Here is a 13,795-nt window from a genome sequence, read left to right on the forward strand (position 1 = left end):
CTGCGCTCGATGAAGCGCCAGTTCAAGGGCGAAGCCGCCGAGGGTGACACGCACCGCGCCGGCCTGTCCGAGGCCGAGATCGACAAGGTCGCCGCGCAGCTCAACGTCAAGCGCGAAGAGGTCATCGAGATGGAAACCCGCTTCGCCGGTGGCGACGTGGCGCTCGACCCGAGCGGTGACGACGAGGATGACAACGCCTACGCGCCGATCGCCTACCTGGCCGACGACCGCCATGAGCCGACGCGTGCCATCGAAGCCCGCCACCGCGACGAACTCGCCGGCCCCGGGCTGGTGCGCGCGCTCGATGCGCTGGACGCCCGCAGCCGCCGCATCGTCGAGGAGCGCTGGCTCAAGGTCAACGACGACGGCTCCGGCGGCCTGACGCTGCACGACCTCGCGGCCGAATACGGCGTCAGCGCCGAGCGCATCCGCCAGATCGAAGTCGCCGCGATGAAGAAAATGAAGAAGGCGCTCGTCGAGACCACCTGACCGCACGCCTCACGTCTGCAGCGCGTCCCGCGCTGCAGCGAATGCCCGCCAGAACCCTGCATCCTGCGAAGTCGCGAAGTTGATCCGCATCCGCGTGCTCGGCTGGCGGCGGGCATGGAACAGACTGCCGGGCGCCATCAGCCAGTCGTCGTCGAGCAGGCGCTGGGCGAGCTGTTCGGTGTCCACACCGGTCTCGACCCAGCCGAACAGCCCCTGTGGCGGACAGACGAAGGTGCAACCGGCGCCCAGCGCGAGCTGCACACTGCGTGTGCGCGCTGCGTCCAGCCGTGTGCAGACGCGTTCGGCGTGGCGGCGCAACTGCCCTTGCTCCAGACAGACTGCCACCGCCTGCTCCAGCAGCGCCGGCGTCGTCAGGCTCGACAGCAGCTTCACGTCGATCAGCCGCTCGACCTGTGCCTCGGGCGCCGCGACATAACCCACCCGCCAGCCCGGCGCCAGGATCTTCGAGAACCCGCTGACGTAGAACGTGCGGCGCAAGCCGTCGAGCGCGGACAGGCGCGGCGCGTGGGCCGGGGCGAGGTGGGCGTAGGTGTCGTCCTCCAGGATCTGCAGGTCATGGTCCTGCGCGAGCTGCAGCAGGCGGTGCGCGGTGGACAGGCTGAGCATCCCGCCCGTCGGGTTGTGCAGCACCGATACCGTCACGTACAGCCGTGGACGGTGTTCCCGCGCCAGTGCGTCCATCACCGCCAGGTCGGGGCCGTCCGGACCGCGCGGCACCGGCAGCAGGCGCATGCCGAGGTGCGTCAGCCGCGCGTATTCGACCGACCAACCCGGCTCGTCCACCAGCACCGCGTCACCCGCGGTCAGCAGCGTGCGCGAGACCAGATCCAGCGCCTGCGTCGCACCGACGGCGGTGAGGATCTGCGACGGTGCGGCGCGCACGCCGAAGTCGGCGATCCGGTCGGACAGCGCGGCGCGCAGGCGCGGATCACCCGCCGGCTCGCCATACTGGAGGGACGCGGCAGCGTCACCGAGCCCGCGGTCTTCGGTGAGCACCTTGCGCAGCGCGGCGTGCAGCATCGGTAGATCCAGCCAGCTTGGCGGCAACGTGCCCAGGCCCGGGCCGGGGCGCTGGCTGTTGCGGCCGAGCATGCCGCGGATGAGCGCACCGGCGTCGAAGGGCACCGTGCGCGGCGCGGGCGGGTCTTCCGCCCGGAGGGTCGGCAGGTCGCGCCGCAGTTCGCGCACGAAGAAGCCGCGCTGCCGGCGCGCCTCGACCAGCCCCTGCGCCAGCAACTGGTCATAGGCCGCGACGACGGTGTGCGGGCTGACTGCATGTCGCTGCGCGCACTCGCGCACCGAGGGCAGCCGGGCGCCGGGCGCGAGCAGGCGGTGGCGGATCTGCTGGGCGAAGTGGGCCGCGAGCTGTTCGGCCAGGGTCTGGTCGCTGCGGCGGCTGAGCTGGGGCGTGTGCATGGCGTGGCGGTGGGCAATGTGTCACTGTCGCCACCAGTACAGTAGTGGACAGTATCGGATTGAAGTGTACTGGTGCTGTGCTGCTCAAGCGCCATAGACTGGCGCCCATGCTTGCGATCACTGCCTCTGACTACCTCGCCCTGCTCGCGCTCGGCACGGCCATGTCGTTCACCCCCGGCCCCAACACGACGCTGTCCACCGCACTGGCCGCCAACCTTGGACTGCGCCGTACGTTGCGCTTCTGTCTGGCGGTGCCGGTGGGCTGGGCGCTGATGCTGCTGCTGTGCAGCGTCGGGCTGGGCGCGGCGATCGCGGCGCAGCCGGTGCTGCGGTTGGGCATCAAGGTGGTCGGCCTCGGCTACCTGCTGTGGCTGGCGTGGAAGCTGACCCGCACGGCGCAGCTCGGGCAGGTCGACACGCGCCGGCTGCAGGTCGGCTTCTGGCAGGGCGTGGCACTGCAGTTCGTCAACATCAAGGGCTGGATGTTCGCGCTGTCGGTGGCGGCGGGCTGGGTGCTGCCGGGACCGGTGGGCGCGCGGTTGCTGTGGGTGGCGCCGACGATGGTGGCGTTTGCATTCACCAGCAACTTCACCTATGCGCTGGTGGGTGCGCTGCTGCGGGACTGGCTGGCGCAAGGGACGCGGCTGGCGTGGTTCAACCGGGGCATGGCGGCGGTGCTGGTGCTGACCGCCGCCTGGATGGGGCAGGCATGAAGAACCTGTCGGTCGAGAACCGGGGCCTGCTGCTGGGGTTGCTGGGTGTGGTGATCTTTGCGCTGACGCTGCCGATGACGCGGCTGGCGGTCGGCCCCGGCGATGCGCCGCAGCTGCCACCGCTGTTCGTCACCGCTGGCCGTGCGGCAGGCGCGGCGCTGCTGAGCGTGGTCTACCTCTGGCTGACCGGCGCAGCGTGGCCGACACGGCGTGATGCGGTGCCGCTGGCGGTGGCTGCGCTGGGCACGGTGGTTGGCTTCCCGCTGTTCATCGCGCTGGCGCTGCGCCAGGTGCCGTCGATGCACGCGGCGGTCATCACCGGCGTGCTGCCGCTGTTCACGGCAACGGTGGCGGCGTGGCACCTGCGCCAGCGGCCGTCGCACGGGTTCTGGGTCTGTGCGGTGCTGGGCTGCGCGCTGGTGCTGGGGTTTGCGGCGGTGCAGGGCGGTGGCCGCCTCGTCGCCGCGGATGGCCTGCTGCTGGGCGCGATGCTGAGTGCAGCGATCGGCTATGTCGCCGGGGCGCAGCTGTCGGCGCGCTGGCGGGCCGAGCACGTGATCTCGTGGGTGCTGGTCATCAGCCTGCCGCTCACGCTGCCGGTGGCGTGGTGGTCCCGGCCTGTCGAGCCGGCTGCGATTGCGGCGGCGGCCTGGGGCGGCTTCGCCTATGTCACGGTGTTCTCGATGTGGCTGGGCTTCTTCGCCTGGTTCCGCGGGCTGGCGCTGGGCGGCATGGTGCGGGTCAGCCAGGTGCAGATGGTGCAACCTTTCCTTGCGCTGCTGCTGGCGGTGCCGGTGCTCGGCGAGCCGTTGCAGGCCACGACACTGGTCTTTGCCGTCGCGGTGGTCGCGGTGGTGTTCATCGGTAAGAGAATGTCGGTCCACAAGGAACCACGCGCATGACTTTCGAACTCCCCCTCTGGAACCCCGCCCGCCGCGCGGCGCGGATGAACCCGTCCATCCTGCGCGAGATCCTCAAGGTCACCGACCGGCCGGGCATCCTGTCGATGGCCGGCGGCCTGCCGTCGCCGGACACCTTTCCGGTCGAGGCGATGCGCGCGGCCTGCGACAAGGTGCTGCGCGAGACGCCGCGCGAGGCGCTCCAGTACGCGGCCAGCGAAGGTTTCATGCCCCTGCGCGAGTGGGTGGCGAACCACCTGCGCGGCCAGGGCATGACCGTGGACGCCGACCAGGTGCTCATCACCACCGGCTCGCAGCAGGGGCTGGACCTTGTGGCCAAGGTGCTGGTCGATGCTGGCGCGCCGGTCGCGGTGGAGGCGCCGACCTACCTGGGCGCGCTGCAGGCCTTCGCGCCGATGGAGCCGATCTTCGCCAGCATCCCCAGTGACGCGGACGGCCCGCTGCCCGAGGCGGTGGCCGCCCTCCCGCACGATGCGCCGGGCACGCGGTTCATGTATGTCCTGCCCAACTTCCAGAACCCGAGCGGCCGTGTCATGCCCGAGGCGCGGCGCGAGGCGCTGATCGCCGCGGCGAAGCAGGCCCGCGTGCCGCTGGTCGAGGACAACCCCTACGGCGACCTCTGGTACGACACGCCGCCGCCGAAGCCACTGGCGGCACGCTGGCCCGAGGGCGTGATCTATCTCGGCTCGTTCTCGAAGGTGCTGGCGCCGGGGCTGCGCCTGGGCTATGTGGTGGCGCCGCGCGAGCTGTTCCCCAAGCTGCTGCAGGCCAAGCAGGCGGCCGATCTGCACACGCCGGGCTTCAACCAGCGCGTGGTGTACGAGGTCATCCGCGACGGCTTCCTCGACCAGCACGTCCCCACCATCCGCGACCGCTACCGCGCCCAGCGCGACGCGATGCGCGAGGCGCTGACCCGGCACCTGCCCGCAGGCAGCGAGTGGACGGCGCCGAGCGGCGGCATGTTCTGCTGGGTGCGGCTGCCCGAGGGCTGCGACGCCGTGGCGCTGCTGCCGAAGGCGGTGGACGAAGGGGTGGCCTTCGTGCCGGGCGCGGCGTTCTATGCCCACGCACCCGATCCGCGCACGGTGCGCCTGTCGTTCGTGACGCTGACGCCGGACCAGATCCACACCGCCGTGGCCATCCTGGGCACGGTGCTGAAGCGCCACCTGACCGAAGACCAGCCGGAGCCGACGCCATGACGGTCCTGCGTGCGCGCCGCACCGTCGTGCTCGATGTCTTCACCGCGGAGCCACTGAAGGGCAACCCGCTGGCGGTCGTCGTCGATGCCGAGGGCCTGAGCGACGCGCAGATGGCCGCGTATGCGCGCTGGACCAACCTGTCCGAGACCACCTTCCTGCTGCCGCCGGCCGATCCGGCGGCCGACTACCGGGTGCGCATCTTCACGCCGGGCGGCGAGCTGCCGTTCGCGGGGCATCCGACGCTGGGCAGTTGCCAGGCGTGGCTCGATGCGGGTGGGGTGCCACGCCAGACGGGTGTCGTGGTGCAGGAATGCGGGGTCGGGCTGGTGCGGGTGCGGCAGATCGAGGGCGCACCGAGCCGGCTGGCATTTGCCGCGCCGCCCCTGCGGCGCAGCGGCCCGGCCGACGCCGACGTGGTGGCACAAGTGCTGCGCGCGCTGCGACTGGATGCGCCGGACGTGCTGCAGGTCGAGTGGATCGACAACGGCCCCGGCTGGCTCGGCGTGCGGCTGCACGGTGCCGCGGCGGTGCGTGCGCTGGCGCCAGACTTCCTGGCGATGCGCGGGCTCAACGTCGGCGTGGTCGGCGCATGGCCGGCGGGCGGCGAGGTCGATGTGGAGGTGCGGGCCTTCGTGCCGGATCTCGGCGTACCCGAGGATCCGGTCACCGGCAGCCTGAACGCCGGACTCGCGCAGTGGCTGATCGGATCCGGCCAGCTGCCAGCGCGTTATGTCGCCGGGCAGGGCCACGCCCTGGGGCGCGATGGCCGGGTGCATGTCGAGCACATCGCCGCGGGCGCGTGGGCCGGCGTGTGGATCGCCGGCGACGTGACGCGCTGCATCGCCGGAACGCTGCGGCTGTGAGCCGTGGGCGCTCCGCGGGGCGTCATTCCTTGCGGTAGTTGTCGTGGCATGCCTTGCAGGTCTGTGCCGTGGCGCCGAAGGCGGTTTTCAGTTGTGCCAGATCGCCGGTCTTGGCGGCTGCGTTGAGCTTGACGATCTCGTCCTGCATCTTGGTGGCGCTGGCCTTGAACTTGTCGGCCTCGCTCCAGATCTCGGGCTTGGCGCGGGTTTCGCCCTTGTCCGTGCCGGCCACGAAGCCGGCCCACGGCAGGTGGGCCACGTTGTTCAGCACCTCGGCATTTTCGGCCGCGGCCTTGGCGTCAAACGGTGCCTTGCCGCTGGCCATCGCGCCGAGACGGCCGAAGTGGGCTCCTACCAGGGTGAGGGCGGCCTTGCGGTACTTGATCGCGTCCTCGGGCTTCTGGAACTGGGCGCTGGCGGGCAGGGCTGCGAACAGGCCGGCGGCGGTGCACAGGGCGATGCAGAGACGTTTCATCGGCAGAACTCCGGATAGAGGATGCGACCACATGGTCGCCGGACCAGTGTAGCCTCGTGGGCATGACCGGTTTTCATGCGAGGTGAAACGATGGGATCGACCAGGAGCGAAGCCACTGGGGGGCTGCGGGCCGTGCGGATCTGGGACTGGCCGACCCGGCTGTTCCACTGGGTGCTGGCGCTGTGTGTCGCCGGTGCGGTGGTCAGTGCCAAGATGGGTGGCAACGCGATGGCATGGCATGTCAGGTTCGGGCTGGCCGTACTGGCTCTGCTGGTGTTTCGCCTGATCTGGGGTGTGATTGGCGGACGCTGGTCGCGGTTCGCGAGTTTCCTCTATACGCCGGCCACCTTGCTGCGCTACCTGCGCGGGCAGTCCAGGCCCGACGAACGGGTGGATGTCGGCCACAGCCCCCTCGGCGCATTGGCGGTGTTCTCGCTGCTGGGGCTGCTGGCGGTCCAGGTGGCGACGGGGCTGGTGGCCGATGACGAGATCGCCAGCACCGGGCCGCTGATCCGCTTCGTCGAATCGGCCACCTCGCTGGCGGCGACGTCGTGGCACAAGTCCTGGGGGCAGTGGCTGCTGCTGGGGCTGGTGGCGCTGCACGTGGCGGCCATCGCTGTCTACCGGCTGGTGCACCGGCGTGATCTGGTCCGGCCGATGCTGGTGGGGGACAAGCCCCTGCCACTGGACGTGCCGGCGTCGGCAGACCACGCCAGCCGCTGGGGGCTGGCGCTGGTCGCGTTGTCACTGGGTGTTGCGCTGGCGTGGTGGGTGCAGGCGCAGGGCGGCTAGACTGCGCCCATGCACGCCCCCGAGATCCGCCTGATCGTGCCGGACACCCCGGCGCTGACCGAGGCCACGCGCGCCATCTTCAGCGAATACGCCGCCAGCCTGGCGGTCGATCTGTCGTTCCAGGGGTTCGACCAGGAATTGCGCGATCTGCCGGGGGACTATGCCGAGCCCAGTGGCTGCTTGCTGCTGGCGCTGGTGGATGGCGTGGTGGCCGGTTGTGGCGCCTACCGCCGCATCACCGACGTGGACTATCCGAATGCCTGCGAGATGAAGCGACTCTATGTGCGCCAGGCATTCCGCCGCTTCGGGCTGGGGCGGCACGTGGCGCAGGCGCTCATCGACGACGCGCGCCGGGCCCGCTATTCGTCGATGTTGCTGGACACGCTGGATGACATGGAGGCCGCGCGCGAGTTGTACGCATCGCTGGGGTTCATGGAGGTGCCGCCCTTCTATTTCAATCCGCTGCCCGGTGCGCATTACCTCCGCGTCGACCTCGACGGTACGCACAGCCGCTATTGAACGTGAGCGCGCGGACCGGTCAGGTTACAGACTGGTACGGCGTTAGCATCGCGGCCCGATTTCGACGTTTCCCACCAAGTGAGCCGCCATGGATGCCGACCTGATCCGCGCTGTCAGTGAACCCTGCCTGCTGGGCGAATCGCCGATGTGGCATCCGCAAGAGCAGGTGCTCTACTGGTGCGACATTCCCGGACGCCGCTTGCACCGGCTGGATCCGGTTTCGGGCGAGACCCGGCAGTGGGCGTTTCCCGTCGAGCCGGCCAGTTGTGCGCCCATTGTGGGTGGCGGGTTGCTGCTGGCGATGCGGGACGGGCTGTGGCGCTTCGATCCTGGGTCCGGTACCCGCCAGCTGCTCGCCAGGCCGCCCTATGACCCGGCGACGGAGCGGTTCAACGATGGAAAGTGCGACCCGCAGGGACGGTTCTGGGTCGGCACCATCTACGAGCCGCGCGATCCGCCGCTGGCGGCGCTGTATTGTTGGGACCAGGGCGTGCTCGTTCGCCGTGCGGACGGCATCACGGTGTCCAACGGACTCGCCTGGAGCCTGGATGGCCAGACGATGTACTGGTCCGATACCAAGACACACACGGTGTTCGCCTTCGACTTCGATCCTGCGGATGGTGGGCTGTCAGGGCGGCGTGTCTTCAAGACCTTCGCGCTGCGTGAGGCCGGGCAGTCGCTGGCGACCTACGGGGGCCGGCCGGACGGTGCGGCTGTCGATGCCGAGGGCTGCTACTGGGTGGCGATGTTCGAGGGGCAGCGGCTGCTGCGCCTGTCGCCGCAAGGTGAGGTCCTGCGCGAGGTGCAGCTGCCGGTGCGGTGCCCGACGATGCCGTGTTTCGGCGGTGCGGATCTGAAGACGCTCTATGTCACCACGGCGCGCGAGAAGCGCCCGCCGGAAGAGCTGGCGTCGCAGCCGCTGGCCGGGTGTGTGTTGGCCTTCCGCGTGGAGGTACCTGGTCTGCCAGTGCACCTGTCCGGGGGGTGAATGCCCTTTGCCGGTGCGCCGCTGGCGCAAGCGCTGTGTCAATGAACTTGCGCACAATCTCCGCTGGAAAGTCATGAAGCCCGGTGCGGTGTGACGGCCTGCACGTCCTGTCGAGTGTTGCTTTGGACGCACGTTTTGGGTGCGCTGACGCGCCGATGCATCGTTTGATCGGCGATCCACAAAGCAGTGGGGGTTTCCACGTATAATTCGATGGTTTTGCCGCAACTGCTTGTCAACAAACGTGAATCAGCGCACACCCATGCATGACGGCTTGTGCACCGATCCGGATGAGTGTGCATCTGAGGCTGACGAAACAGAATTCAAGAGCCTGACGCGAGAGGAGGCGCAAGCCCTTCGAGCGCGACTTCCGCTGGTGTCTCCGTGGCGGGTGGTGGCTGCGCAAGCAGTGGCTGGACTGGTGATGACCGCCGCGTGCGGTGGTTTCATCGGGACGGGGGCGGCGGTCTGGTCTGCGCTGTATGGCGCGGCCACCGTGGTGGTGCCGACGGCCTTGCTGGCGCGTGGCATGGCCCGGGTGAACCGGCTGTCGGAAGTGAAGGCGAATGTTGCGGCATTCAATTTCATGTTCTGGGAGTTCCTGAAAATTGGTGTCTCGGTGGTCATGCTGGCTGCCGCGGCCAAAGTCGTGCCGGACCTGAACTGGCCAGCGATGCTGGTCACGCTGGTCGTGTGCATGAAAATGAATTGGCTGGCTCTGCTCTGGCAGGGTCGGGTGACAACCACTCGGTCTTAAGACAAGACACACGTTCGAGAGAAGACGATGGCTGCCGAAGAACACGTTGCAGAGCATGCACCGACCGCGGGGGAGTACATCTCCCACCACCTGACCCACCTGACCAGTCGTGCCCAGACTGGGATCGCCGATTTCTCGCTGAGTGATCCGGTCCTGAAGCTGGACTCGCTGTTCTTCTCGATCCTCCTGGGTGTGCTGGGTTGCTTCCTGTTGTGGAGCGTGGCGCGCCGTGTGACCTCCGGCGTGCCGGGTCGCATGCAGGCAGCCATCGAGTTCCTGGTCGAGATGGTGGACACGCAGGCCAAGGGCATCGTGCACAACGAAGAATCGCGCAAGGTCGTGGCGCCGCTCGCGCTGACGTCCTTCGTCTGGATCTTCCTGCTGAACGCCATGGACCTGCTGCCGCTGGATCTGCTGCCGACCCTGTGGGCCAAGATCTACGCTGCCATGGGCCATGACCCGCACCACGCCTACCTGCGCATCGTGCCCACCGCCGACCTGTCGGTGACGCTGGGCATGTCGGTCACCGTGCTGCTGGCCTGTCTGTACTACAGCATCAAGATCAAGGGTCTGGGCGGCTGGGTCGGCGAGTTGTTCTCTGCTCCGTTCCATGCGCATGGTCCGGCCGCACTGCTGCTGGCCCCCATCAACTTCACGCTGCAGATCATCGAATTTGCAGCCAAGACCATCTCGCACGGCATGCGACTGTTCGGCAACATGTTTGCTGGCGAGTTGGTGTTCATGCTGATCGCGTTGATGGGTGCCGTGGGCTTCGGCTCGTTCGGTGGCATCGCACTGTGGTTCGGTCAGATCATCGCAGGCACTGCCTGGGCGATCTTCCACATCCTGATCATCACGTTGCAGGCCTTCATCTTCATGATGCTGACCCTGGTCTACGTTGGTCAGGCACACGACAAGCACTGATCCAGTCGAGAAATCTGGCACAGTCTCGCCGGCCCTGAAGGTCGGTGTGACCGGTGTCCGTCCTCGGTTCACGTTCCTTTCCTTTTCCCTTTCCGTTCGTCAACAACCTCTCTTAGGAGCAATCATGGAAAACGTCCTCGGTCTCGTCGCTCTGGCTTGCGGCATCATCATCGGCCTGGGTGCTATCGGCGCCTGTATCGGTATCGCCCTGATGGGTGGCAAGTACCTCGAAGCTTCGGCCCGCCAGCCGGAACTGATGAACGAACTGCAGACCAAGATGTTCCTGCTGGCTGGTCTGATCGACGCCGCCTTCCTGATCGGTGTTGGTATCGCGATGCTGTTCGCCTTCGCGAACCCGTTCGTTCTGAAGTAATCGGTCTTTCTCGTCGTACGTCATCCCCCTAAACGAGAAAGGTCGAAGCCGTGAATCTGAACGCAACACTGTTGGCGCAGATCGTGGTCTTCGTGATCCTGTGGTGGTTCACGATGAAATTCGTGTGGCCACCGATCACGAAAGCGCTGGACGATCGGGCCAAGCTGGTCGCGAGCGGTCTGGCTGCGGCCGACAAGGCCAAGCTGGAACTGGCAGGCGCTAACAAGCGCGTCGAGGAACAGCTGGCTCAATCGCGCAACGAGACCGCCAAGCTGCTGTCCGACGCCGAAAAGCGTGCACAGGCCATCGTCGACGAAGCCAAGCGTCGTGCCGAGGAGGAGGGCGCCAAGATCGTCGCCGCCGCCAAGGCTGAAGCAGACCAGCAGGCCATCCAGGCCCGTGAAGTCCTGCGCGAACAGGTCGCCGTCCTGGCTGTCAAGGGTGCAGAGCAGATCCTCAAGCGCGAAGTCAACGCCGGCGTCCACGCCGACCTGCTGACCCGCCTGAAGACGGAGCTGTAACCATGGCCGAACTCACTACCATCGCACGCCCCTACGCCGAAGCGCTGTTCCAGGTGGCCCGCAAGGGTGACGTGGAAGCTTGGGGCCGGCAGATCGAGGCACTGTCCCAGGTGGCTCAGAACCAGCAAGTGCGCCAGTTCGCCGACAGCCCCAAGGCGTCGGATGATCAGGTGGTCGATCTGGTCACCACCGCTGCGCAGCTTCCGCTGGAGCCCGGCATGCAGAATTTCCTGCGTGCGCTGGTCGCCAACGGACGTCTCGTGGCACTGCCAGCGATTGCCGAGCAGTTCCACGCACTGGTCAACGCCTCTTCTGGCGTCGCCGATGCCGTGATCTACAGCCCGTACCCGATCGAGCCAGCCCAGCTGGCGGACGTCGTGTCGAGCCTGGAGACACGCTTCGGGCGCAAGCTCTCGGCCAGCGTCAAGCTGGAGCCGGAGCTGATCGGTGGCATCCGCGTGGTGGTGGGCGACGAGGTGCTCGACACTTCCGTCAAGGCCCGACTGGAACGCATGAAGGTGGCGCTGAGCGCTTGAGGCTTATGTACAGGCGCGTGACGACACGCATCGAATTCATCCCTGCGTCACGTCTGCCCTCTGCAAAGAGGCCGCTTGACCAGACTGGGAGCAAGCAATGCAACTGAATCCCGCAGAAATTTCCGAACTGATCAAGAGCCGTATCGAGGGCCTTGGCGTCGCCGCAGACATTCGCAACCAGGGTACCGTGGTTTCGGTGACGGACGGTATTGTCCGAGTCCACGGTCTGAGCGATGCCATGCAAGGCGAAATGCTCGAGTTTCCCGGCAACGTCTTCGGTCTGGCGCTGAATCTGGAGCGCGACTCCGTCGGCGCCGTGATCCTGGGCGAGTACGAAGGCATCTCCGAGGGCGACACGGTCAAGTGCACCGGCCGCATCCTGGAAGTGCCCGTCGGCCCGGAACTGCTTGGCCGCGTGGTCAACGCCCTCGGTCAGCCGATCGACGGCAAGGGCCCGATCAACGCCAAGCTGACGGACGTCATCGAAAAGGTCGCTCCGGGCGTGATCGCCCGGAAGTCGGTCGACCAGCCGGTGCAGACCGGTCTGAAGTCGATCGACTCGATGGTGCCGGTCGGCCGCGGTCAGCGCGAGCTGATCATCGGTGACCGCCAGACCGGCAAGACCGCCGTGGCCATCGACGCGATCATCAACCAGAAGGGCCAGAACATGGCCTGCATCTACGTCGCGATCGGCCAGAAGGCTTCGTCGATCAAGAACGTGGTGCGCTCGCTGGAAGCCGCTGGCGCGATGGACTACACCATCGTCGTGGCTGCCTCGGCCTCTGAATCCGCTGCCATGCAGTACGTGTCGGCCTACACCGGCTGCACGATGGGCGAGTACTTCCGCGACCGTGGCGAAGACGCCCTGATCGTGTATGACGATCTGTCCAAGCAGGCCGTGGCCTACCGCCAGGTGTCGCTGCTGCTGCGCCGTCCTCCGGGCCGCGAAGCATTCCCCGGCGACGTGTTCTATCTCCACAGCCGTCTGCTGGAGCGTGCAGCCCGCGTGAATGCCGACTACGTCGAAGCGTTCACCAAGGGTGCCGTGAAGGGCAAGACCGGTTCGCTGACGGCTCTGCCGGTCATCGAAACGCAGGCTGGCGACGTGTCCGCGTTCGTTCCGACCAACGTGATCTCGATCACCGACGGTCAGATCTTCCTGGAAACCAACCTGTTCAACGCCGGTATCCGCCCCGCCATCAACGCCGGTATCTCGGTGTCGCGGGTGGGCGGTGCAGCGCAGACCAAGCTGATCAAGGGCCTGTCCGGCGGTATCCGTACCGACCTGGCGCAGTACCGTGAACTGGCGGCGTTCGCGCAGTTCGCTTCCGATCTGGACGAATCGACCCGCAAGCAGCTCGACCGCGGTGCCCGCGTCACCGAACTGCTCAAGCAGGCCCAGTATTCGCCCCAGCCCATCAGCCTGATGGCGGCCACGCTCTACGCGGTCAACAAGGGCTTCATGGACAGCGTCGAAGTCAAGAAGATTCTGGCGTTCGAAAGCGGCATGCACCAGTACCTGAAGACCAGCCACGGTGCGCTGCTGAAGAAGCTCGAAGACAACAAGGCCATGGACAAGGACGCGGAAGCCGAGCTGCAAGGCGCGATCGCTGCGTTCAAGAAGTCCTTCGCCTAAGCCGGGAGCATCGTCATGGCGGCAGGCAAGGAAATACGCGGCAAGATCAAATCGGTGGAGAACACCAGGAAGATCACGAAGGCCATGGAAATGGTGGCCGCGTCCAAGATGCGCAAGGCGCAAGAACGCATGCGCGCGGCTCGTCCGTACGCTGACAAGATCCGCAACATCACGGCCAACCTGTCGCGGGCGACCCCGGAGTACCACCATCCGTTCGTGGTCAAGAACAGCGGCACGGGTTCGGTGGGTGTCATCGTCGTCACGACCGACAAGGGTCTGTGCGGCGGGATGAACACCAACGTGCTGCGGGCGGTGACGACCCGGTTGCGCGAATTCGAGGGGGCCGGCACCAAGGTGCAGGCCGTCGCGATCGGCAACAAGGGCTTCACCTTCCTGAACCGTGTCGGCGTCAAGGTGGTCTCGCACGTCACCCATCTGGGTGACACCCCGCACCTCGACAAGCTGATCGGACCCGTCAAGGTGCTGCTCGACCAGTACGCCGAAGGCAAGCTGGACGCGGTCTACCTCTGCTACACCCGCTTCCTCAACACGATGAAGCAGGAACCGCAGATCGAGCAACTGCTGCCGCTGGCGGCAGACCGGCTCGATCAGTCGGCGAGCGAGCAGCAGGCCCATGGCTGGGACTATCTGTACGA

17 protein-coding genes are annotated in these 13,795 nt (G+C 67.1%); 15 read left to right on the forward strand and 2 right to left on the reverse strand.

Features of this window, described 5'->3' with window-relative positions:
* On the forward strand, positions 1 to 489 hold a 489-nt coding region (locus AB3X43_RS01025; RefSeq protein ID WP_369428035.1), incomplete at its 5' end, for a sigma factor-like helix-turn-helix DNA-binding protein.
* A gap of 9 nt (positions 490 to 498) precedes the next feature.
* On the opposite strand, the gene AB3X43_RS01030 is transcribed toward AB3X43_RS01025, so the two are convergent.
* Positions 499 to 1,926, reverse strand: a complete 1,428-nt coding sequence (locus AB3X43_RS01030; protein ID WP_369428036.1) for an aminotransferase-like domain-containing protein — start codon at positions 1,924 to 1,926, stop codon at positions 499 to 501.
* 116 nt (positions 1,927 to 2,042) lie between these two features.
* Here AB3X43_RS01030 and AB3X43_RS01035 point away from each other — a divergent pair, with 116 nt between their 5' ends.
* From AB3X43_RS01035 to AB3X43_RS01050, 4 genes are read left to right on the forward strand one after another with little or no spacing between them, the layout of a single operon-like run.
* A complete protein-coding gene (locus AB3X43_RS01035; RefSeq protein WP_369428050.1) occupies positions 2,043 to 2,639 on the forward strand; it encodes a LysE family translocator in 597 nt (198 codons plus the stop codon).
* Positions 2,636 to 3,541, forward strand: coding sequence for a DMT family transporter (locus tag AB3X43_RS01040; RefSeq protein ID WP_369428037.1), 906 nt, complete (start codon positions 2,636 to 2,638; stop codon positions 3,539 to 3,541). Before AB3X43_RS01035 ends, AB3X43_RS01040 begins: the two co-directional genes overlap by 4 nt.
* Complete coding sequence (locus tag AB3X43_RS01045; RefSeq protein ID WP_369428038.1) at positions 3,538 to 4,758, forward strand: aminotransferase-like domain-containing protein; 1,221 nt, start codon at positions 3,538 to 3,540, stop codon at positions 4,756 to 4,758. Before AB3X43_RS01040 ends, AB3X43_RS01045 begins: the two co-directional genes overlap by 4 nt.
* A gap of 5 nt (positions 4,759 to 4,763) precedes the next feature.
* Positions 4,764 to 5,621 carry a PhzF family phenazine biosynthesis protein gene (locus tag AB3X43_RS01050; RefSeq protein ID WP_473965040.1) on the forward strand — a complete coding sequence of 286 codons (858 nt, stop codon included), beginning with the start codon at positions 4,764 to 4,766 and terminating at the stop codon, positions 5,619 to 5,621.
* Positions 5,622 to 5,643: 22 nt separating this feature from the next.
* On the opposite strand, the gene AB3X43_RS01055 is transcribed toward AB3X43_RS01050, so the two are convergent.
* On the reverse strand, positions 5,644 to 6,096 hold the full coding sequence (locus AB3X43_RS01055) for a c-type cytochrome (protein WP_369428040.1): 453 nt from the start codon (positions 6,094 to 6,096) through the stop codon (positions 5,644 to 5,646).
* A 90-nt stretch (positions 6,097 to 6,186) separates the two neighbouring features.
* On the opposite strand from AB3X43_RS01055, the gene AB3X43_RS01060 reads away from it, so the two are divergent.
* The 10 genes from AB3X43_RS01060 to atpG form a co-directional block, all read left to right on the forward strand.
* Complete coding sequence (locus AB3X43_RS01060) at positions 6,187 to 6,888, forward strand: cytochrome b/b6 domain-containing protein (protein WP_369428041.1); 702 nt, start codon at positions 6,187 to 6,189, stop codon at positions 6,886 to 6,888.
* 9 nt (positions 6,889 to 6,897) lie between these two features.
* Positions 6,898 to 7,407 carry a GNAT family N-acetyltransferase gene (locus tag AB3X43_RS01065; RefSeq protein ID WP_369428042.1) on the forward strand — a complete coding sequence of 170 codons (510 nt, stop codon included), beginning with the start codon at positions 6,898 to 6,900 and terminating at the stop codon, positions 7,405 to 7,407.
* Positions 7,408 to 7,495: 88 nt separating this feature from the next.
* A complete protein-coding gene (locus AB3X43_RS01070; protein WP_369428043.1) occupies positions 7,496 to 8,395 on the forward strand; it encodes an SMP-30/gluconolactonase/LRE family protein in 900 nt (299 codons plus the stop codon).
* Positions 8,396 to 8,654: 259 nt separating this feature from the next.
* The gene (locus AB3X43_RS01075; protein WP_369428044.1) at positions 8,655 to 9,149 is read left to right on the forward strand and encodes an ATP synthase subunit I; all 495 of its coding nucleotides are present in this window, start codon (positions 8,655 to 8,657) and stop codon (positions 9,147 to 9,149) included.
* 27 nt (positions 9,150 to 9,176) lie between these two features.
* Positions 9,177 to 10,073 (forward strand): F0F1 ATP synthase subunit A, encoded by an 897-nt coding sequence (gene atpB / locus AB3X43_RS01080; protein WP_369428045.1) that lies wholly within the window; start codon positions 9,177 to 9,179, stop codon positions 10,071 to 10,073.
* A gap of 124 nt (positions 10,074 to 10,197) precedes the next feature.
* On the forward strand, positions 10,198 to 10,446 hold the full coding sequence (gene atpE / locus AB3X43_RS01085) for a F0F1 ATP synthase subunit C (protein WP_012348532.1): 249 nt from the start codon (positions 10,198 to 10,200) through the stop codon (positions 10,444 to 10,446).
* Positions 10,447 to 10,496: 50 nt separating this feature from the next.
* Entirely contained in the window at positions 10,497 to 10,967 is a 471-nt protein-coding gene (locus tag AB3X43_RS01090) for a F0F1 ATP synthase subunit B (RefSeq protein WP_369428046.1), read from the forward strand.
* Positions 10,968 to 10,969: 2 nt separating this feature from the next.
* Positions 10,970 to 11,503: a F0F1 ATP synthase subunit delta gene (locus tag AB3X43_RS01095; RefSeq protein ID WP_369428047.1), complete on the forward strand. Its 534-nt coding sequence runs from the start codon at positions 10,970 to 10,972 to the stop codon at positions 11,501 to 11,503.
* Positions 11,504 to 11,600: 97 nt separating this feature from the next.
* On the forward strand, positions 11,601 to 13,139 hold the full coding sequence (atpA, locus tag AB3X43_RS01100) for a F0F1 ATP synthase subunit alpha (protein ID WP_369428048.1): 1,539 nt from the start codon (positions 11,601 to 11,603) through the stop codon (positions 13,137 to 13,139).
* A 15-nt stretch (positions 13,140 to 13,154) separates the two neighbouring features.
* Positions 13,155 to 13,795: ATP synthase F1 subunit gamma (gene atpG / locus AB3X43_RS01105; protein ID WP_369428049.1), on the forward strand; the 641-nt coding region annotated here is incomplete at its 3' end.

It is taken from the genome of Sphaerotilus sp. (genome assembly GCF_041083715.1).
GTDB lineage: Bacteria > Pseudomonadota > Gammaproteobacteria > Burkholderiales > Burkholderiaceae_C > Sphaerotilus.

What these genes read in the sequence shown, in the direction of transcription:
- atpB (WP_369428045.1), top strand. Translation starts at nt 9,177, where the DNA reads ATGGCTGCCGAAGAACACGTTGCAGAGCATGCACCGACCGCGGGGGAG.
- AB3X43_RS01045 (WP_369428038.1), top strand. Translation starts at nt 3,538, where the DNA reads ATGACTTTCGAACTCCCCCTCTGGAACCCCGCCCGCCGCGCGGCGCGG.
- AB3X43_RS01040 (WP_369428037.1), top strand. Translation starts at nt 2,636, where the DNA reads ATGAAGAACCTGTCGGTCGAGAACCGGGGCCTGCTGCTGGGGTTGCTG.
- AB3X43_RS01065 (WP_369428042.1), top strand. Translation starts at nt 6,898, where the DNA reads ATGCACGCCCCCGAGATCCGCCTGATCGTGCCGGACACCCCGGCGCTG.
- AB3X43_RS01070 (WP_369428043.1), top strand. Translation starts at nt 7,496, where the DNA reads ATGGATGCCGACCTGATCCGCGCTGTCAGTGAACCCTGCCTGCTGGGC.
- atpE (WP_012348532.1), top strand. Translation starts at nt 10,198, where the DNA reads ATGGAAAACGTCCTCGGTCTCGTCGCTCTGGCTTGCGGCATCATCATC.
- atpA (WP_369428048.1), top strand. Translation starts at nt 11,601, where the DNA reads ATGCAACTGAATCCCGCAGAAATTTCCGAACTGATCAAGAGCCGTATC.
- AB3X43_RS01030 (WP_369428036.1), bottom strand. Translation starts at nt 1,926, where the DNA reads ATGCACACGCCCCAGCTCAGCCGCCGCAGCGACCAGACCCTGGCCGAA.
- AB3X43_RS01095 (WP_369428047.1), top strand. Translation starts at nt 10,970, where the DNA reads ATGGCCGAACTCACTACCATCGCACGCCCCTACGCCGAAGCGCTGTTC.
- AB3X43_RS01055 (WP_369428040.1), bottom strand. Translation starts at nt 6,096, where the DNA reads ATGAAACGTCTCTGCATCGCCCTGTGCACCGCCGCCGGCCTGTTCGCA.
- AB3X43_RS01060 (WP_369428041.1), top strand. Translation starts at nt 6,187, where the DNA reads ATGGGATCGACCAGGAGCGAAGCCACTGGGGGGCTGCGGGCCGTGCGG.
- AB3X43_RS01075 (WP_369428044.1), top strand. Translation starts at nt 8,655, where the DNA reads ATGCATGACGGCTTGTGCACCGATCCGGATGAGTGTGCATCTGAGGCT.